Annotated in this window: 17 protein-coding genes; all 17 read right to left on the reverse strand. The window is 36.2% G+C overall.

Going from position 1 to position 17,847, the window contains the following annotated elements; genetic code table 11:
- Nucleotides 1-56: 56 nt before the first annotated feature.
- Nucleotides 57-704: an NAD(P)-dependent oxidoreductase gene (locus tag NSQ66_RS24145; protein ID WP_038573044.1), complete on the reverse strand. Its 648-nt coding sequence runs from the start codon at nt 702-704 to the stop codon at nt 57-59.
- Nucleotides 705-709: 5 nt separating this feature from the next.
- Nucleotides 710-1,537, reverse strand: a complete 828-nt coding sequence (ccsA, locus tag NSQ66_RS24150) for a cytochrome c biogenesis protein CcsA (RefSeq protein ID WP_036685126.1) — start codon at nt 1,535-1,537, stop codon at nt 710-712.
- A gap of 5 nt (nt 1,538-1,542) precedes the next feature.
- On the reverse strand, nt 1,543-2,940 hold the full coding sequence (gene hemA / locus NSQ66_RS24155) for a glutamyl-tRNA reductase (RefSeq protein WP_076142048.1): 1,398 nt from the start codon (nt 2,938-2,940) through the stop codon (nt 1,543-1,545).
- A 746-nt stretch (nt 2,941-3,686) separates the two neighbouring features.
- Nucleotides 3,687-4,331 carry a YdcF family protein gene (locus tag NSQ66_RS24160; protein ID WP_076099448.1) on the reverse strand — a complete coding sequence of 215 codons (645 nt, stop codon included), beginning with the start codon at nt 4,329-4,331 and terminating at the stop codon, nt 3,687-3,689.
- Between the two features lie 3 nt (nt 4,332-4,334).
- Entirely contained in the window at nt 4,335-5,330 is a 996-nt protein-coding gene (rfbB, locus tag NSQ66_RS24165; RefSeq protein ID WP_076099447.1) for a dTDP-glucose 4,6-dehydratase, read from the reverse strand.
- A gap of 28 nt (nt 5,331-5,358) precedes the next feature.
- On the reverse strand, nt 5,359-5,919 hold the full coding sequence (rfbC, locus tag NSQ66_RS24170) for a dTDP-4-dehydrorhamnose 3,5-epimerase (protein WP_076099446.1): 561 nt from the start codon (nt 5,917-5,919) through the stop codon (nt 5,359-5,361).
- 20 nt (nt 5,920-5,939) lie between these two features.
- Entirely contained in the window at nt 5,940-6,818 is an 879-nt protein-coding gene (gene rfbA, locus NSQ66_RS24175; protein WP_036685112.1) for a glucose-1-phosphate thymidylyltransferase RfbA, read from the reverse strand.
- 22 nt (nt 6,819-6,840) lie between these two features.
- Nucleotides 6,841-7,866 carry an SDR family NAD(P)-dependent oxidoreductase gene (locus tag NSQ66_RS24180; RefSeq protein WP_076142047.1) on the reverse strand — a complete coding sequence of 342 codons (1,026 nt, stop codon included), beginning with the start codon at nt 7,864-7,866 and terminating at the stop codon, nt 6,841-6,843.
- A 17-nt stretch (nt 7,867-7,883) separates the two neighbouring features.
- A complete protein-coding gene (locus NSQ66_RS24185; protein ID WP_076142046.1) occupies nt 7,884-9,239 on the reverse strand; it encodes a UDP-glucose/GDP-mannose dehydrogenase family protein in 1,356 nt (451 codons plus the stop codon).
- Nucleotides 9,240-9,280: 41 nt separating this feature from the next.
- A complete protein-coding gene (locus NSQ66_RS24190; RefSeq protein WP_249267761.1) occupies nt 9,281-10,165 on the reverse strand; it encodes a hypothetical protein in 885 nt (294 codons plus the stop codon).
- A 699-nt stretch (nt 10,166-10,864) separates the two neighbouring features.
- Nucleotides 10,865-11,740: a glycosyltransferase gene (locus tag NSQ66_RS24195; RefSeq protein ID WP_076142044.1), complete on the reverse strand. Its 876-nt coding sequence runs from the start codon at nt 11,738-11,740 to the stop codon at nt 10,865-10,867.
- Between the two features lie 18 nt (nt 11,741-11,758).
- Nucleotides 11,759-12,736 carry a glycosyltransferase family 2 protein gene (locus NSQ66_RS24200; protein ID WP_076142043.1) on the reverse strand — a complete coding sequence of 326 codons (978 nt, stop codon included), beginning with the start codon at nt 12,734-12,736 and terminating at the stop codon, nt 11,759-11,761.
- Nucleotides 12,699-13,928 carry a hypothetical protein gene (locus tag NSQ66_RS24205; protein ID WP_076142042.1) on the reverse strand — a complete coding sequence of 410 codons (1,230 nt, stop codon included), beginning with the start codon at nt 13,926-13,928 and terminating at the stop codon, nt 12,699-12,701. The genes NSQ66_RS24200 and NSQ66_RS24205 overlap by 38 nt, the downstream gene beginning before the upstream one ends.
- 536 nt (nt 13,929-14,464) lie before the next feature.
- A complete protein-coding gene (locus NSQ66_RS24210; RefSeq protein ID WP_076142041.1) occupies nt 14,465-15,565 on the reverse strand; it encodes a glycosyltransferase family 1 protein in 1,101 nt (366 codons plus the stop codon).
- Nucleotides 15,566-15,581: 16 nt separating this feature from the next.
- Nucleotides 15,582-16,697, reverse strand: a complete 1,116-nt coding sequence (locus NSQ66_RS24215; protein WP_076142040.1) for a glycosyltransferase family 4 protein — start codon at nt 16,695-16,697, stop codon at nt 15,582-15,584.
- A 261-nt stretch (nt 16,698-16,958) separates the two neighbouring features.
- Complete coding sequence (locus NSQ66_RS24220) at nt 16,959-17,138, reverse strand: hypothetical protein (protein WP_076142039.1); 180 nt, start codon at nt 17,136-17,138, stop codon at nt 16,959-16,961.
- Nucleotide 17,139: 1 nt separating this feature from the next.
- Nucleotides 17,140-17,766 carry a sugar transferase gene (locus NSQ66_RS24225; RefSeq protein WP_076142038.1) on the reverse strand — a complete coding sequence of 209 codons (627 nt, stop codon included), beginning with the start codon at nt 17,764-17,766 and terminating at the stop codon, nt 17,140-17,142.
- Between the last annotated feature and the right edge of the window lie 81 nt (nt 17,767-17,847).

The raw sequence follows: 17,847 nt of genomic DNA on the forward strand, positions 1-17,847 counted from the left end.
ACTTCATATCTTAATCTAACCCAATTTTCTAATCTTTACAGTGTCTATGCGCACTTTTACTCCAACCGCTGCTCAGCAATCCAAGCGTCCATATCCTCCGGGCTCCACGCTATGAAGGTACCCTTGCTCATCTCGTTCAACACATCCAGCGCCCCAAGCTTCCGCAAAAGCCTTCCACGAACTTCAGCAGAAGGTTCTTTTTCCTTAATCCGTGTTCGCATGGCATGCACAAAATCCAAATATGGCTCATACGCCGCATCCAGCGCTTTTTCAAGCACATTTTTGATCTTCGTTGCCGCAAGCGGGCCAGCACCCGAAGTAGATACAGCTACCGTCAAACGTCCCCTCCGAACCACTCCAGGCGTGATAAAGTTTCCCGCTTCGGCATGGCTGGCCACATTTACATGAATTCCAAGCCGTCTAGACTCCCGCGCAACCTCTTCATTAACCGCCCTATCGTTAGTGGCTGCATATACGAGAAAGGCCCCACGGAGATCTCCGGGAGCATAAGTACGGTCCATCCAGATCAGGAGACCTTTTTCAGCTAGAGAATCAAGCGAATCTGTCAAAGAAGGACTAATCACCTTAACCGCCGCTCCAGCTTCCAACAGCCCGCTCACCTTACGTTCAGCCACAACACCACCGCCAATAACCACACAGTGCTGCCCTTCACAATCCAGCATTATGGGTAAATAACGCTTCATGCCCCTCACTCCCCGCTCCAACCGTGAAAATCAGACCAAGAATTCAACAGAAAATTTAAGATAATAAAAGCATATCCTAAAATCGCCCAGCGAGCCATACTTACTCCACTTTTCCGCCCGGACTTCTTAAAGATAATATAAAATATGTAAATCCCAAGACCGATAAGAGTCGTTAATACTTTTAAATCCTTCAATAAAAGCGTCCGTCCCTCAGATACTATAGATAAACCAGCCACTACCAGTGATATTCCCAGCAAAGGAGTGCCCACCAAAATAGCGGTGTAAGAGTATTTATCTGTAGTCTCCAGGTTCGGCAAACGACGGATCCGGTCGCTCCATTTCTTGCTTTTGAGTCTGGTGTGCAGGAACAAGTACAATATTGCAAAAACCGTCCCTAACGTCAGTGCTGCAAAACTCATATTTGCCAAAATCACATGCATCGTCAGCCAGCCATACACCGCACTCCAAGTCTCAAGCGTATGCCCACCCGCCGTCAGCCACACCCGATTAAGCAGAAAAACACTAAACCCGGCCATACTGAGCAGCAAAATCGTAAACTCGCCTCCACGTGTAAAAGCCACCGCAAGCGAAGTCAGCACAATACTAAACGCAAACCAAAACAAGAAATCATAAGGTGTGAAAATAGGCAGGCCTTTCTCCTGAGAGAAACGAATTCCAAGTCCTGCAACTTGCAAAAGACCCACAACAACAAGAAGCCCCGTGCCTAACCGCTTCCCACCCGGACTCCTCTTAAGGCAATCCGAGAAAACAAACAGCAGGCTCAGGGCATAGACCAGCAGAGCGGCATCATATATTCCGTTCAGCAGTTGCATATTATTCACCCACCCAGCAAGCCTGCCGGAGCAAGCGCCGTTTTAGGCACAGAAAAATCAGCGCTGCCAGCCGTACGTTCTCCAGAACTAGACTGCTTAACCGGGGCAATGTCTCCATCATCTGAATCGGATTTGAGCTGTTCCTGCAACGCAAAGATTTTGGAAAAATAATCAAGAGCTTCATTTCCCTGCTTACCGCCGGACAGCTCTTTAATTACATTGATCGGATCATGCATCATCTGGTTCACGATACTTTTAGTCAGACGGCGGATTACTTTCCGCTGATGCTCGTCCAGCTCGGGCAGCTTATTGAACAGACTCTCCATCGTTTCTTCATGAATCGTATTCGATTTATCCTGGAGTGCCCGGATCACCGGTCTTACCCCAAGCGTCTTGAGCCACAGCTGGAACTCATCCATTTCCTCGCTAATCATCACTTCAATCTTCGCAGCTTCACTTCGGCGCATTTCCAGATTATTCTCCACAATGCCCTCCAGATCGTCAATATCATACAAAAAAACATCCGGCACATTTGCCGCCGCAGGATCAATATCACGTGGTACAGCAATATCAATCATAAAAAGCGGCCTCGAAGGGCGGCGTTTCATAGCATGCGCTACCTTATCAGCCGTAAGCACATACCCATCTGCTCCTGTTGAGCTGATCACGATATCTACTTCATTTAGAGTTGTTAACGCATCTTCAATCGTACTCGGCTTACCCGAGAACTTCTCCGCCAATTCAATCGCACGCGACAGCGTACGGTTAGCGACAATCACTTCTGCCGCACCACTACTGTATAGATGCTTCACGGTAAGCTCGCTCATTTTTCCGGCGCCGAGAATCAGTACTTTTTTCCCAGTGAACATGCCAAAAATCCGCTTGCCCAGCTCCACAGCCGCATAACTGACAGATACTGCACTCTCGCCGATTGACGTTTCACTATGTGCTCTTTTGCCCAGCGTCACCGCTTGCTTGAACAACCGATTGAACCAAGTTCCAGTTACACCCTCAGCCTGAGCTGTGAGAAAAGAACTCCGCACCTGTCCCAGGATCTGCGTCTCCCCAATCACCATGGAATCCAGACCGCAGGTCACGCGGAACAAATGCGCAATCGCCTGTTCGTCTTCATAAATATACATATGCTGAGTAAATTGCTCGCTTTTCACACCAAACCATTGCTCCATAAAGCCGCGGATGAAATAACCAGCCATATGAAGGCGGTCCATCACCACATAAATTTCCGTACGGTTGCAAGTAGCTACTAAGACCCCTTCTAGCACACCCTTCGTCTTCATCAGTTGATGGAGCGCTGCCGGAAGGTCACTTTCCGCAAAAGCAAACTGTTCCCGAACCTCCACGGGAGCCGTACGATAATTCAGGCCAACGACGACGATGTGCATCGATAGTTCACCATCCTAGTCTCTATAAGTTACTGAAATCCAGTTATATAAATTAATATCTTACATACCGTTCACTTTCACAACATCTCAAAACACTGTGTTAAGTATATCACACGAAAATAAGACTTTTTACAGATTTTTTGAACGCTTTATGAAATCCAGATAATAATTATTATAAATAAAAAACCGTAGGTTCGCTACGGTTAGGATGAGTTATTTTTAGCTAATTTATAAGGTTGTGGAAGTGAGAATGAAATATTATGGCCTACTAGTTCTTAAAATCGTCAAAAAGTCCGTTCTCCAAAAAAAATAAGTCACTGCTAAGTGACTTAAAACTTCTCAGGTTTCTTAACTTTTATCGACGCTACTTCTCCACACCTTTTGCAAAATGTGAAGATAACTGGTGAGCCAAAAGAGAAGGCTTTCCCAATAGGCATGACGTTAGCATATCCGTTGCTCATTTCGCCTTTAGCGAATGTAGTTCAGAAGTCGCCGATGCTTAGACCAAACTTTAACCCAAACACGATTTTCATCATCTAGATAAAAACGAATATTCACTAATTTTAAAGGCGTCCATATCTCCTTAAAATAGTAATTAGGCATTTGGCGTCTCTCCCACGAGAATAATATTGATATAGTTATAAGTATAAAACTATTAAACAATATTGTTTGTCGTAATGCGCCTTAAGCCAAGATAAGAAAAAAAATGTTTTTGTCGGATTATAGTGTGAACGTTCTACAGCAGATTAGCGAAACCAGTTCTTAATCTGATCAAGAGTACTTTTTGCCTCCGGACCATTGTAACCAAAGGTGTTGCCGATCATTTTCACATATTCGTTGAACGTTGTTTCTCTACTTTTTCGGTCACTCCACCAGCGTTTAGCGTTATATCCTGATGCAGAACCCACATATGTCAGCTCGATCTCCGATTTTTTGTACACACGACCAAAAAGAAATTTCACCCTCCGCATGTGAAAGTCAGAGGAAACAACAATCGCAGATTTAAAACCGTATTCTTTCATTATAGGAAGAGTGTACTCGGCATTCTGATAAGTGCTATCCGCCGCGTTCTCGGTATAAATAACGTCCTGTGGTATGCCTAAAGCTAGGGCGGTTTGGATCATATCACCCGATTTACTCGTTGACTCTTTAGCATTGGAAAGAATTATATAAGGAGCATAGCCTGCTTTATATAACTCAGCTGCCTGCTCCACACGACCTTGGCCTCCGCTTAGGACGATGATGACATCTGATTGTTTGGGAGGTTCAGATAGTGCTAAGAAGCGGCCTGCACTGAATAAACCAGTAATTAACAATAGCAAGCAAACGAAAAGGACCAATCTTTTATTCATTAAATTACCTTTTCTTTTCTTAACCGTTAAGTCGTGCATAAATCACTTATGCGATTCGTTACTAAGGATTTGTTGCCACCATTCAGCATTATCAATATACCATTGGATCGTCTGCGCAATTCCAGTCTCAAAAGTATAAGTTGGCTTCCAACCTAAATTCTCAAGTTTCGTTGGATCAATGGCGTAGCGTTTATCATGTCCTAATCTATCTGTTACAAATTCAATCAAATCTTCAGATTTCCCCAAGGTACTGATAATCGTCTTAACTACTTCAAGATTAGTTCTCTCATTATGACCACCTACATTATAAACTTCACCGCTTACTCCTTGGTGCACGACAAGGTCAATGGCCGCACAGTGATCCCAGACATGGAGCCAGTCGCGAATATTTTTTCCATCTCCGTATACAGGAACCTTCTCTTCGTTTAATACTCTTGAGATGGTTAGTGGAATCAGTTTTTCAGGAAAATGATACGGGCCGTAATTATTCGAGCAGCGTGTTATGTTCATTGGTAAACCAAAGGTCTCATAATACGCACGAACTAACAAATCAGACGCTGTTTTACTAGCACTATAAGGACTGTTAGGCTGCAAAGGTGTTTCTTCGGTAAAAAATACAGTAGGATCAAAATCGAGTTCGCCATACACTTCATCCGTAGAGACATGGAGGAATTTAGTAATGCCGAATTTTTTAGCTGCATCCAGTAGTACTTGTGTCCCCATAACATTCGTACGAACGAATATCGCAGGATCAGTAATTGAGCGATCCACATGACTCTCCGCAGCGAAATGAACAACATAATCGAATTTTTCCAACTCAAAAAGAGACAATATTGCCTCCCGGTCAGCAATGTCAGCTTGAACAAACCGATAATTGGATTTGGACTCAATATCCTTATGCTTCGTTAGATCACCCGCATAAGTTAACAAATCCAAATTCACAATATCATAATGCGGATATTTATCTACCATATACTGTACAAAGTTGCCTCCAATAAATCCGGCACCACCCGTAACCAGCATCTTTTGCTTACTCAATGAACGCACTCCCGATCTATTATCTTTATTAGTTATTGTAAAAAAAATTCAAATTAGCCTCTTTTAATAAAGGCGCCTTCTCATCTTTGGCAGATAATACCGGTGTAATATGAAGAGGCCATTCGATGCCAATAGAAGGATCATTCCACAGAATACCCCCATCACATTCCGGGGCATAAAGCTCATCGCACTTATACTGAACCTCTACGTCTTCTGTTAGCGTCATGAATCCATGGGCGAATCCTTTTGGGATCAGCAGTTGCTTTTTGTTCTCAGCATTCAGTTCAATGCCGAACCATTTACTATAGGTAGGACTACCTTTTCTGATATCTACGGCTACATCAAAAATAGCACCACGTGTACAACGAACCAATTTCGTCTGTGCCTTGGGATGTAATTGATAGTGCAAACCACGTAATGTTCCTTTAGTCGCAGAGTAGGATTGGTTATCTTGTACAAACTCCATATCTATTCCATGCTCTTTAAACTTAGCTCCGCTATACGTCTCCATAAACCAACCGCGGTGGTCCCCAAAAACAGCTGGTTCAACGACTAATACGCCTTGCAATAAGGTTCCTGTAATTTTCATCGCTGCCACACTTTCAGTTATTAGTATTGTATTTTACCTGTAGCTACTTTCATCAAATACTGACCATACCCCGTCTTACTTAACTTCTCCCCGCAATTCCACAAGTGTTCTTTAGTAATCCATCCATTAATATATGCAATTTCCTCCGGAGCGGCGATCTTGATTCCTTGATGATCTTCAATAGTCCGAACAAAGTTAGTTGCGTCGACAAGACTTTGATGAGTTCCTGTATCTAACCAGGTGAATCCCCGACCTAGAAGTTCCACATCAAGCTCACCAAGATTTAAATAAGCTTCATTAATGGAGGTAATCTCCAATTCCCCACGTGAAGAGACCTCAACATTCTTAGCAATCTCAATCACTCTGTTATCATAAAAATATAGACCAGTAATTGCATAGTTAGATTTTGGCTGTGTTGGTTTTTCTTCTACGCTCAATACTTTACCTTCTTCATTAAACTCTACCACACCGAAGCGCTCTGGATCTTGCACGTGATATCCGAACACCGTTGCTCCTTGTTGTTTAGAAGAAGCACGTTGCAACATCTTCCGCATTCCATTTCCATAGTAGATATTATCTCCAAGGATCATAGCCACTGAATCATCACCTATAAAAGATTCACCCAAAATAAAAGCCTGCGCTAAACCATCAGGACTTGGTTGAACTTTGTATTGTAATGAGATGCCAAATTGAGAACCGTCACCTAATAAACTTTCAAATCTAGGCGTGTCCTCTGGAGTTGAAATAATAAGAATTTCTTTAATGCCCGCTAGCATTAATGTGGATAGTGGATAGTAGATCATTGGCTTGTCGTAAATGGGTAAAAGCTGCTTACTTGTGACCATTGTTAATGGGTATAGGCGTGTACCGCTGCCACCTGCTAGGATAATGCCTTTCATAATGTCGTAACTCCTCTTCGTATTATTTCTCTTTATAATAATCTACATACCAATTAGCAAATCTCTGTAAACCTTCTTCAATGGAAGTTTTTGGCTTAAACCCTACAGCTTGTTGTAATAAATCCGTTGATGCATATGTTGCTGGTACATCCCCTGGTTTAATAGGTTCAAATACTTTATTAAATATCACTTCTCTACCAGTAGCCTTGCTTAAACACTTTTCTAATGTTTCAATGAATACCATTAACTTTTCCGGGCTGTTATTTCCTATATTAAACACCTTATGCGGAATCGCTTCTGTCGGTGCTTTACTTAGAAGTCTCTCAATACCCTCTACAATGTCATCTACGTAAGTAAAGTCCCGATAAAGATCGTTTTTAAAATCACCATTATTAAATATTTTAATAGATTCACCAGCAAAATACTTCTGAGTAAATCCGAAATACGCCATATCTGGACGACCCATTGGACCGTAAACAGTAAAGAAACGTAGACCAGTAGTCGGTATCTTATACAGATGACTATAAGTGTGCGCCATTAGCTCATTCGACTTTTTCGTAGCTGCATAAAGCGATTCAGGATGATCCACAACATCTGATTCTTCAAAAGGAACCTTTTTATTAGATCCATAAACTGAGCTAGATGAAGCATATACAAGATGTTCAACAGGATAATTTCTACAAGCTTCAAGAATGTTAAAGAAACCTACAATATTGCTTTGAATATACACATCTGGGTTCTCTATAGAGTAACGTACTCCAGCCTGCGCTGCAAGATTCACCACAATATTCGGTTTATATTCTTCAAAGATCTTTGTAATCATGTCCTTATCTGATATATCAACTTTTACGAATTCAAAACGGCTAAATAACTTTAGTTGCTCTAAGCGAACGTGTTTGAGGTTGACATCATAATAGTCATTTATATTATCAACACCGATCACTCGGCTCCCTTGCTCCAATAACCTTTTAGATAAATAAAATCCTATAAAACCAACTGCTCCAGTAATTAGATATGTTTTCGTGTGATCTACAGGTATATCGTTCAAATAGCTCGCCCCTTCAACTATCTTCCGATGGAATAATACTCCACACCAGCTTCTTTCATATCTTGAACCCCATACAAATTCCTGCCGTCATACACCAACGGCGTTCTCATTAAATCTTTATAAACTTCCGGCTCTATTGCTTTAATTTCTCCCCACTCAGTAAATACAAAACAGACATTCGCACCTTCAAGAGCTTCTTTTATGCTCTCAACATATTTGATACTGCCCTTACCATTCCTACCTTCTGGATACTCCTTAGAAAAATTCACTTTTCCTACAGGATCAAAAGCATAGATTTCTGCTCCCTGATTTAATAACAAAGGTATATTTTCTAGCGAAGCAGCTTCTCTCAAGTCATCGGTCCCAGGTTTAAATGTCAGTCCTAGCACCGCTACTTTTAGACCGTTAAAGGTAATAAGTCTTTTAGATGCTTTTTTAAAAAGAATTGTCTTTTGGCTAGTATTGACATCAATAGCTGCTTTAACGGTTTTAAGCTCATATCCATTTTGTCTCGCTAAGTACTCTAGTGCCTTCGTATCCTTAGGAAAACAGCTACCTCCATAACCAATACCTGCATTTAAGAACTTGCTTCCAATGCGTTCATCAAACGACATTCCCCTTGATACATCTTGAATATCTGCTCCTACCAATTCGCAAAGATTAGCAATATCGTTCATGTAAGATATTTTCAGAGCAAGAAAATCGTTAGATGCATATTTGATCATCTCTGCAGATCTTCTTTTAACAGATACAACTGGGATATTAAACGGCTCATAGATTTTCATAAGAATATCTTCTGCCCATTTGCTCTCAGTTCCAATTATGATTCTTGCTGCTTGCAAAGTATCTCTAACAGCTGTTCCTTGCGCTAAAAACTCTGGATTAGATGCTACTTCAACTCTGATGTCTCTACCTACTCCATTACCGTTACCAACAAGTTTTTCTCCTTCACGAGGTAGAAAATCATGTATAAACTGCTGCACCTTATCATTTGTTCCTACAGGAACAGTAGATTTAACCACAACAAGGCAATCTTTTTCTATTGTTTCTGCTATTTGTCTTGCAACTGTAGCTATGTATGAAAGATTAGCCGATCCATCAGGCTGCTCAGGAGTTCCAACACCAATAAATATCGCATCTGCTTCTTTATAAGCTGATTTATAATCAGTAGTATATTCAAGTCTACCTGCTGCATAATTCTTTTGCATAAGTTCTTCTAAATCTGCTTCATAGATTGGTGACACACCAGATTTCATCAACTCAACTTTGTTTTCATCGATGTCCACACAGGTTACTTGATGACCTACTTCAGCAAAGCATACGCCGGCTACAAGGCCGACGTAACCAGTTCCGGCTACGGCGATTTTGAACATCAATATCCTCCTAAAGTAATTCAGATAATGTACATTTCGGGTCATGCTCTTCCATCTCTCATTAGCAAGCTTATTTCTCTTATTGTTCTTACTACATCATATCTTTTTATTAGGATGTAACATCCATAGAGTAATATCTGTAGAAGGAATGACAGCCATGAATTGATGAACCACGCTGAAAGGATAAAGCTAACTATAACCGTCAATTCTAAAATAACATCTCTAAGAAAGGATACTTTAAGAGTTTTTGACAATAATATCTCCGCAAGTACAGATCTAAACCCTAATACAATAATAATTGATAAAACTGCAAGATCTAGGCTTTTAAACATTAAAGAGGATATCAAAGTACAAAGTACGCTTACAATTAGCGCAACAATATTAATTTTCAGAATTAGATTTTCTAATCTCAATGTTCTTAAATATGTATTAATTAAGAATGACATCTTCCCTTCAAACATAATCATTGGAAATAAAATAGCCATATAGATTAAACTATCAGCGTAATTTGGTAACCATGAGGATAAAATTATTTTCAATGGGTAATATGCAACTAACAAACCTAATATTATTATTGAAAATAAGTTCCTCATTGTAACATATACCCTTGGTATCTTAGTTTCTTCAATCCTTCTTAATACAGGAAACAATATCATTCCTAAAGCATTAATAAATATCATTAATAAGTTTGAGATACTTAATGTTAGAGAAATCTTACCAAATGTTGTTACATCCCAAGATCGTTCAATACCAAACCTGACTGTTCCAATTATTAAAAGACTAGCAATATTGGAGAGCATTAACTTTGCACCAACGCAAATATTAACCATCGTTTCTTTTATTTGAAATGAAAAATCTGAAAATCTACGGTATACAATTTCTTTACAATAATAGGCAGAAAATATAAGAGCAATGAATTTGGCCACTAAATCACTAAATATCATGAACTTAAACTCTCTTATGCCGAATCCTAAAAATACAATAAGTAGACCTAAGTACAACACTCTATCTAGAGTTATAATTACCGAGTACTCTTTAATTCTATTTGTAGATTGCAATATGTATAATAACATCAGTCGTGAATTCACAATTATCATACAAATAATAGTCATCTGGACGATGAAAAATCTTTCATTATTCAAGAGAATACGGTTGGAAATTATAACAATTGAAATTGCTACAATAATTTGAGAGAAAACCAACATCCAGAATTGTGAAAAAAAACGATGTTTATCTAGGTCCTTGTACTCTTTTCCTCCGTATCGCAAATAAATTCCATCATTCCATCCGAAATGTAGAAAACCTACATAAGAGGTATAGAACATGTACAATTGCCAATAACCATATTCCTGCACTCCAATTAGTTTAGGAATAACGATAATTACTAACGAGGAAGTAATTAATGTAATGAAATTTGACATCATAGCATAAGAAAAACCTTTCATAAAATCCGCAAATTTTGCACTCAATCAAAAAACCTTCTCTTCTTTTTCGAAATTATGGATATGACTATAAATTTCATGTCTATTTCTTAAACAACATATATGCATATGATACACTGTACTTGAGAAAATTTAGTTTATAATACCTTATTTACTTATTTTTATTACTCATATCATCTGAGTTTATAATTTCATGGCTTTAAACTTTTGGAACATACTATACATCTTCATTTCAAATATCACATAATTAAAGAAAAGTTTTATTGTGATAAGTTTCGCCCCCCTAACTCCTCTATATTTTGTAAAAAACAATATTTCGCTATTCAATAATAGTTTTTTAGTCGCGACAATTGATTTTATACTTTTTTTAACAGAGGTTGAATGTTCGTGTTCATACACTTCATTAAGTAGAATCTTAGATTTATAACTGTTCTGAATCAATTTATGGGCTAAGATGATCTCTTCAAAATATAAAAACACTTCCTCATCATACATTCCATATTTCAACATAATATCTGTATTTACCATCAATAAAGAACCGCTGATGATATCCACGTAACATTTATCTTTATTAAGAAAATAGTTCTCATTATATTTTGTTAACTTATTTCCAAACACTTTTGAGAGCAGTAGACTTGCGGAAAGCACTATTTTAATAGTCGATTCCAACCGCCATGCTACAATCTTATTTTTATTTAACTGTGTCGGTGCAATAATTGCGCAATCACTAGAATTCGAAAATTCTTTTTTTAATGCTTTCACAGTATGTTCAGTAAAATAGACATCTGGATTAGCAATTAATATGTATTTAGATTGAAATTTTTCATGAATATATTTAATCCCGAAGTTATTCCCATAACCATAACCACCGTTTTTATCTGAAGATATTACGTGAACTTTATCAGATTCATATGGTTTTAATCTCTGTAATGAACCATCTGTAGATTTGTTGTCAACAACAGTAATATAATCAATTGAATTATAATTGATTATATTTTCTATTAATTTTATTGTAGTTTCGCTATCGTTATAATTTAAAATTAGACAAGCTACTTTCATTTATAATGAAACCTCCCTTCATTGACCAAACTTAATTTTATTATACAAACAAGCTGAAATTTTATATATCATAGGCATCTTCATTATCAGGTTTAATTCGATTCTCTTTTGTTTAGGTAAATCACGCTTGAACTTTGTTTCAAATTTAATTAATTCTTCTAAAATTTCATTTAATTCTTTCGCAAATATTATCCTAGCATTCTTTTTTATATATATCCTTCTAAACATGTTAATATTCTCGATATAAGAATTTAATTTGGCGATATCAATTAAATGAGGAAATTTTTCAGATATAATATCTTCCATTTTTTTAGAAAAATATAAAATATCAAAGGTTTTCTCACTAAAACCACTTGTAGTAGCAGAATTTTCTCTTTTATAATAAAAATATTTATTTTCATCTTCAAAAACTATAGTTTTACTATTTAATAATGCCTGAAAAAAATAAAACTTGTCTTCTCCAATTTTTCTACCCTTTTCGAACAAAAGATCTTTTAGTATTTTTCTTTTAGCTAATTTCGTCCACATTCCAGAATTTAAGACACGCCCCTGTAAAAGATACTTTATTGCTTCTTCTTGATTGAGTATATATTTTTCACCAGTCGTCTTATTACTATCAGATTTACCGTTTAAATATATTGTTCTAACTCCACAGATTGATATATCTGCATTATTCTCTTCTAGATTTCTTACCAACAGTTCATACATGTCACTACATAAGTAATCATCGGCATCCACAAAGCTTATATATTCCCCCTTCGCATGAGTAAATCCAAAATTTCTTGCAACGCTAACACCTTCATTCTTTTTATTAAATACTCGTACTCTGCTGTCACTTTTGCGAAGTTCTTCACAGATTTTTTCACTAGAATCTGTAGATCCATCATTGATTAATAATACCTCGAGATCATGTTCAGTTTGATTCAATATACTATTAATAGAATCATATAAATACTTTTCAGAGTTGTATATTGGCACAATAACGCTTATTTTCATTTTTCGGAATTCCTTTCAGAAAAGTATAATTCACAAGAAGGAATGGTACAAACAGAAGAAGATTAGCTCCAAAAATAGAATCCCCTCCAATATTCATCACTAACATAAGAATCCATAATCCTCTATTAGCAGCATTTGTTCCACGGAATAATTGGATATAAATTACCAACATCAAACAAACTCCTATTATACCAAAATAGTAAAATAGCCTAACAAATCCAGGCATATACACTTGCATTTCATCGATCATACCATTCCCAAATATCATCTGAATTAAAGAGTTACTATTTAAAGAATTAAGCATAATTGTGTAACTGCCGAATCTATTTATCGTTGATGTTCCAAATTCAGAATTCGACATGAATCTATCTAGAAATATATTGAAATCCGATGAATTTATTAAAAAACTTATTACCAGAGGAATAGAAAAAATATAAGTTATCGTTGGTAATAACTTAGCTTTCTTTATATTTACAATTAAATGGTACATCCACAACAGTAGACATAATATAATTCCTGTCGAAGATTTCGAAATTAAAATTCCAAATGATAGAAACAGTGGAATCAAGTATTCTTTTCTTCCATCTTTTTTTTCACTCAAATTTAGTGCTAAAAAAACCAAGACATATTGGGCATAATGCGCAGGTTCTGGAAATATCGATCTTGGTCGAACAGCAAAGCTCGTTATATACGATGCAGTTTCGTTAAATTTCATTATTTCTGGGTTGAGTAATTTAATACCAGGTATATGACCAGTTAAATAAACTCCAGTTAATTTTAGTAAAATCTCTTGAATAATTATATACACAGTGGAAAAAACACTTATATTTTTGAATAATCTGTAACCTATAATAGGATTAAAAAATTTTTTTATAAGAACTATTAATATCAATAAATAAAACACATAATGAAAAGTATTGATAATTGAAGCATAAATATAGTTTTCACCTTTGAAAAAAGCATAGATTGAAAAGTGAATTATAATAAAAATCAAATATTTTATAAACGGCTTATAAGTATGTCCATCATTTCCTAGATATTTTTTTCTCGGATTCAAAAAAAATAATAAGATAACAATAATTAGAATGAAATCACCGAATGGCATGAGATTAATGGGTGATGAGTAAACATTTATTATTGGGAGTAATAATATTACAAATGTAAAAATATTTACTAATTTATTTTTTTTCATAGTGAAAGGCCATCCTATAATTTATTTAAATTTACTTCAAACTCATCTTTTCCTTTTCCTTGATTCAATGTAATGCTACAGAAGCATCTCGTGCATTTAGTTCTATTTTATGTAATTTTAAAAATTGTTAAATTCAACAAACTTTGTAGAAAAGAGCCAACACTACTACAATCGCCTCTAAATTTGAAACAAGGCAAAAAAATATCAAGTTACTCACTAATACTTGTGTAAGTGTTTATACTTTTATCTGGGCTAAAAAACAGGCGAAGCAATAAATTAACAGATATCTTTTCATTCAAACTCACTGAAATGCGAAGTTTCATACTATTTCTTGCTGCTCTAAATTTAATATTTATTATTAAAACCGAACTAAATAATTTGCAGTATAGATAGAAATTAAAAAATAGAAGCTAGGAACTTCATGAGATCTTACATCCATCTCATGTTTCCAACCACAAATCCATAAATCCCTAGCAGTTACGAGTAACCCTTTACTCAAATTTTCAGTTTAACCCTAAATAGTTTTTAGCAATTACTCACATAATCGCATAAAATTCTTCTAGAAATTCACTAGTTTCTTCAATATCATAACCACTCATTTTTACTTTTTCATAATTGTTTATCCGACTAAGTCCTTTCGGATCATTTGAGATTCTCTCTGCCCAAATCTGTTCTGATGTATCCAAAGATATTATTTCTATCAACTCTTCTGAAATGAACGCTTCATTTGGAATATTATCCGAAACAACACATTTTAATCCAGAAGCTTGAGCTTCAATAACAACCATTCCTAAACCTTCAGCTTGAGAAGGAAAAACGAAAACATCCATTGCTTGCATAAGTTCGTGAACGTTACTTATTGCGCCTGTAAAAACAACCTTATCTTCTAAATTCATTTTTTTTATTTTTTTGGCTATAATATTTTGAAGTTCACCGTCTCCAATCAACAGAAGAACAGCATCTTCTCTCATTTTTGATACTACATTGAACACATCAATTAAAAATTCATGATTTTTCAGAGGATGAAATCGTCCAACATGCCCAATAATATATTTATCGTTCAAATGATAAAAATCCCTAATAAATGATCTTTTTTCCATATCAAATTTATACTTATTAATATCAATAGCATTTTTAATGAGTTTAAATTTGTTGCTTTTTACCGCTTCTTCACCAAATAACCATTTACCAGCTTCTAAAGAACACGCAAATAAATAATCTGCTTTAAACCTTATTGGAATTTGCAGTATATTTTTTACCAAGGCTGAAAATCCACTACCCGATGAAACGCTATGACTATGTGCAATTGTTCTCAAACCAAATTTCTTAGCTATAGAAAGATAAATTGAAGCCGTACTCCGTACATGGCCATGAATAATTTTGTACTCCGAATGATTTTCAAACATTTTGTTCCATGCATTTATATATTGAAAAAAGTTACTACCCTTGAATTTGGGAACTGTGAATATTTTCCCACCAAATGATTTAATTTCATTGAAATAATCACATTCTTTATCTGTATGAACTACAAAATCAAACTGAATTTTAGATCGATCTATGTTCCGATAAATATTCATTATCATAGTTTCAGCGCCACCTCTGTTTAAGCCACCAAACACATGTAGCACTCTTATCATATAATTACCTCCATTCTTAGTTGTAATTAACTGACTCTATTTTTCTAATGTACGCTTCTATAACTATTTTTCGATCAAAATCTCGTTCAACCCTCAGGCGTGAGTTCATTCCCATCTCTCTCTTATTTGAATAAGATAAATTCAAAAATCTCTCAATTTGTTGAGCCAACAACAATGTTTCTTTTGGAGTAAAGATAAATCCATTCTCGTCTACTGAGACAGTTTCTCGACAACCCGGAATATCTGATGCTATCAATACTCGTCCAGTAGCAGCTGTTTCTAATAACACATTAGACAACCCTTCGCCACCATGCGAGGCTTGAATTAAACAGTGAGACTGCTCAATAAAGGGTTTAACATCTGTTTGATAACCTAAATACTTTATGTAACCTTTTTCTTCATAATCTCTTATTAAATCCGCATAGTGTTGATGAGTCGATTCTATAAAACCTATTACATTAAAAACAGTTTCCGGATATTTCTCCTTTATGATCTTCGCTGATTCTAAGTACTGATCAATTCCTTTATCCTGCATGATTCTGCCGATAAAGATAAATGACACGGGTTGATCTTCTTCAGGAAAAGGTTTCAACGAGAACTCTTGCAGATTAACACCTGAACCTGGGATGAGTTCATGATTTCCTTTAATTATCCCTTTTTTTAACAGAGTCGCTTGATCTTCTGTGTTTTGGAAGAATACGCAATGAGATTTCTTTAAGCTCACTTTATATAGTATGGTTAGAAAGCTCTTGAGTATAGGGTTATGACCAAATCCACTGCCTAAGCCCGTGATATTGTTAATGCATGGAATGCCAAGCAATCGACAAGCCAGTCCTCCATAGAGGTTAGGTTTGATCGTGTAAGAAAGAACCACATCGGGTTTAACAGATTTAAGTATCTTTAAATAATGTCCAATAAGTTTCAAATCTGTTATTGGATTGGTACCTCTACGATCCACTTTAGTCTCAATAAACTTACATCCCCACCCAATCATTATTTCAACTTTTTCATCTTTGGGTAGAGAAATGTATAATTCATAATTTTGTTGAAGTAGTTCTTGAATAAGTTCCTTTCGGAAGTTATAAATCGCAAAGCCATGATTACCTAACAAAAGAACTTTTTTCTTTTTCATGGAGGTCACCTTATCTGTTACTTTTTATTATTGATTTCTCAAATTCTACAGCAGTATATTAAAATAACGGCCTTGTCGTATCATCATAAACTTTATTCCCGAATGATTGTTGACGATGTCTATATTATTTGAGAACAGTCTTAGCGTTGGATAGAAAAAGCTTGTTAAGTTTATTTTTCTATTAAATGAACGAGCCATGATCATAATGATATCCAGAGTACTTACGTACATGTCATTTTGCGGGTGAATCCCCCACAATCTTCACATGCCAGCAACATGGAGTACTTCATCATAAATTGAAAAATCATGTTCCTTCCATTCCGTACCTCTAACCGATAGCTCCACAACTTCGTGTTGATCTGGCCATTGTTCCAGCCACTTTATAAAATTTGTACCCACATAACTACCTTTACCAGTTATTAATATCTTTCGTTTACTCATCTTATAAAGTTACTCCTTTAGTAGAAGACACTTCCTGTTTTGTTGTTCCTTCTTTTACACCATCAGACTTCAAAACACTTAGTATCGTCATAAAAAATACCTTTATATCAAACTTAAAAGAAAGACTTGCAACATACTCCCCATCCAGACTCGCCTTCTTCTCAATAGGTAACTCATCTCTACCATTAATCTGAGCCCATCCAGTCAACCCAGGTTTAATATCATTAGCTCCATATTTATCACGTTCAGCAATCAAATCATATTGATTCCATAATGCAGGACGAGGTCCCACAATACTCATTTCACGTTTTAGGATATTGATTATCTGAGGTAATTCGTCCAAGCTAGTTTTTCTTAGGAACTTGCCTACTTTAGTAATGAAGAAATCAGGATCTTCCAGTAGATGCGTTGGCATGTCTTGTGGTGTGTCTGTACGCATTGTTCTAAATTTTAGTATGTAGAATTCCGATTTACTTTTACCTAAACGTTTTTGTTTAAATAATATAGGGCCTTTGGAAGTTGTCTTAATTGCGATCGCAATAATTAAAAAGACTGGCCATAACACTAGCATCCCAATTAAAGCTAATAGAAAATCTATGGTTTGTTTCGTGTAAACATAAGGTCTCATAAGTTCACCTGATCCTTTTAGTTACTATTTCTCCATATATGTAGATCATCTCTATGCCCATAGAGCATAGAGATGATATTC

This window comes from Paenibacillus sp. FSL H3-0329, assembly GCF_037963285.1.
In the GTDB taxonomy this organism is placed as follows: domain Bacteria; phylum Bacillota; class Bacilli; order Paenibacillales; family Paenibacillaceae; genus Paenibacillus_AQ; species Paenibacillus_AQ odorifer.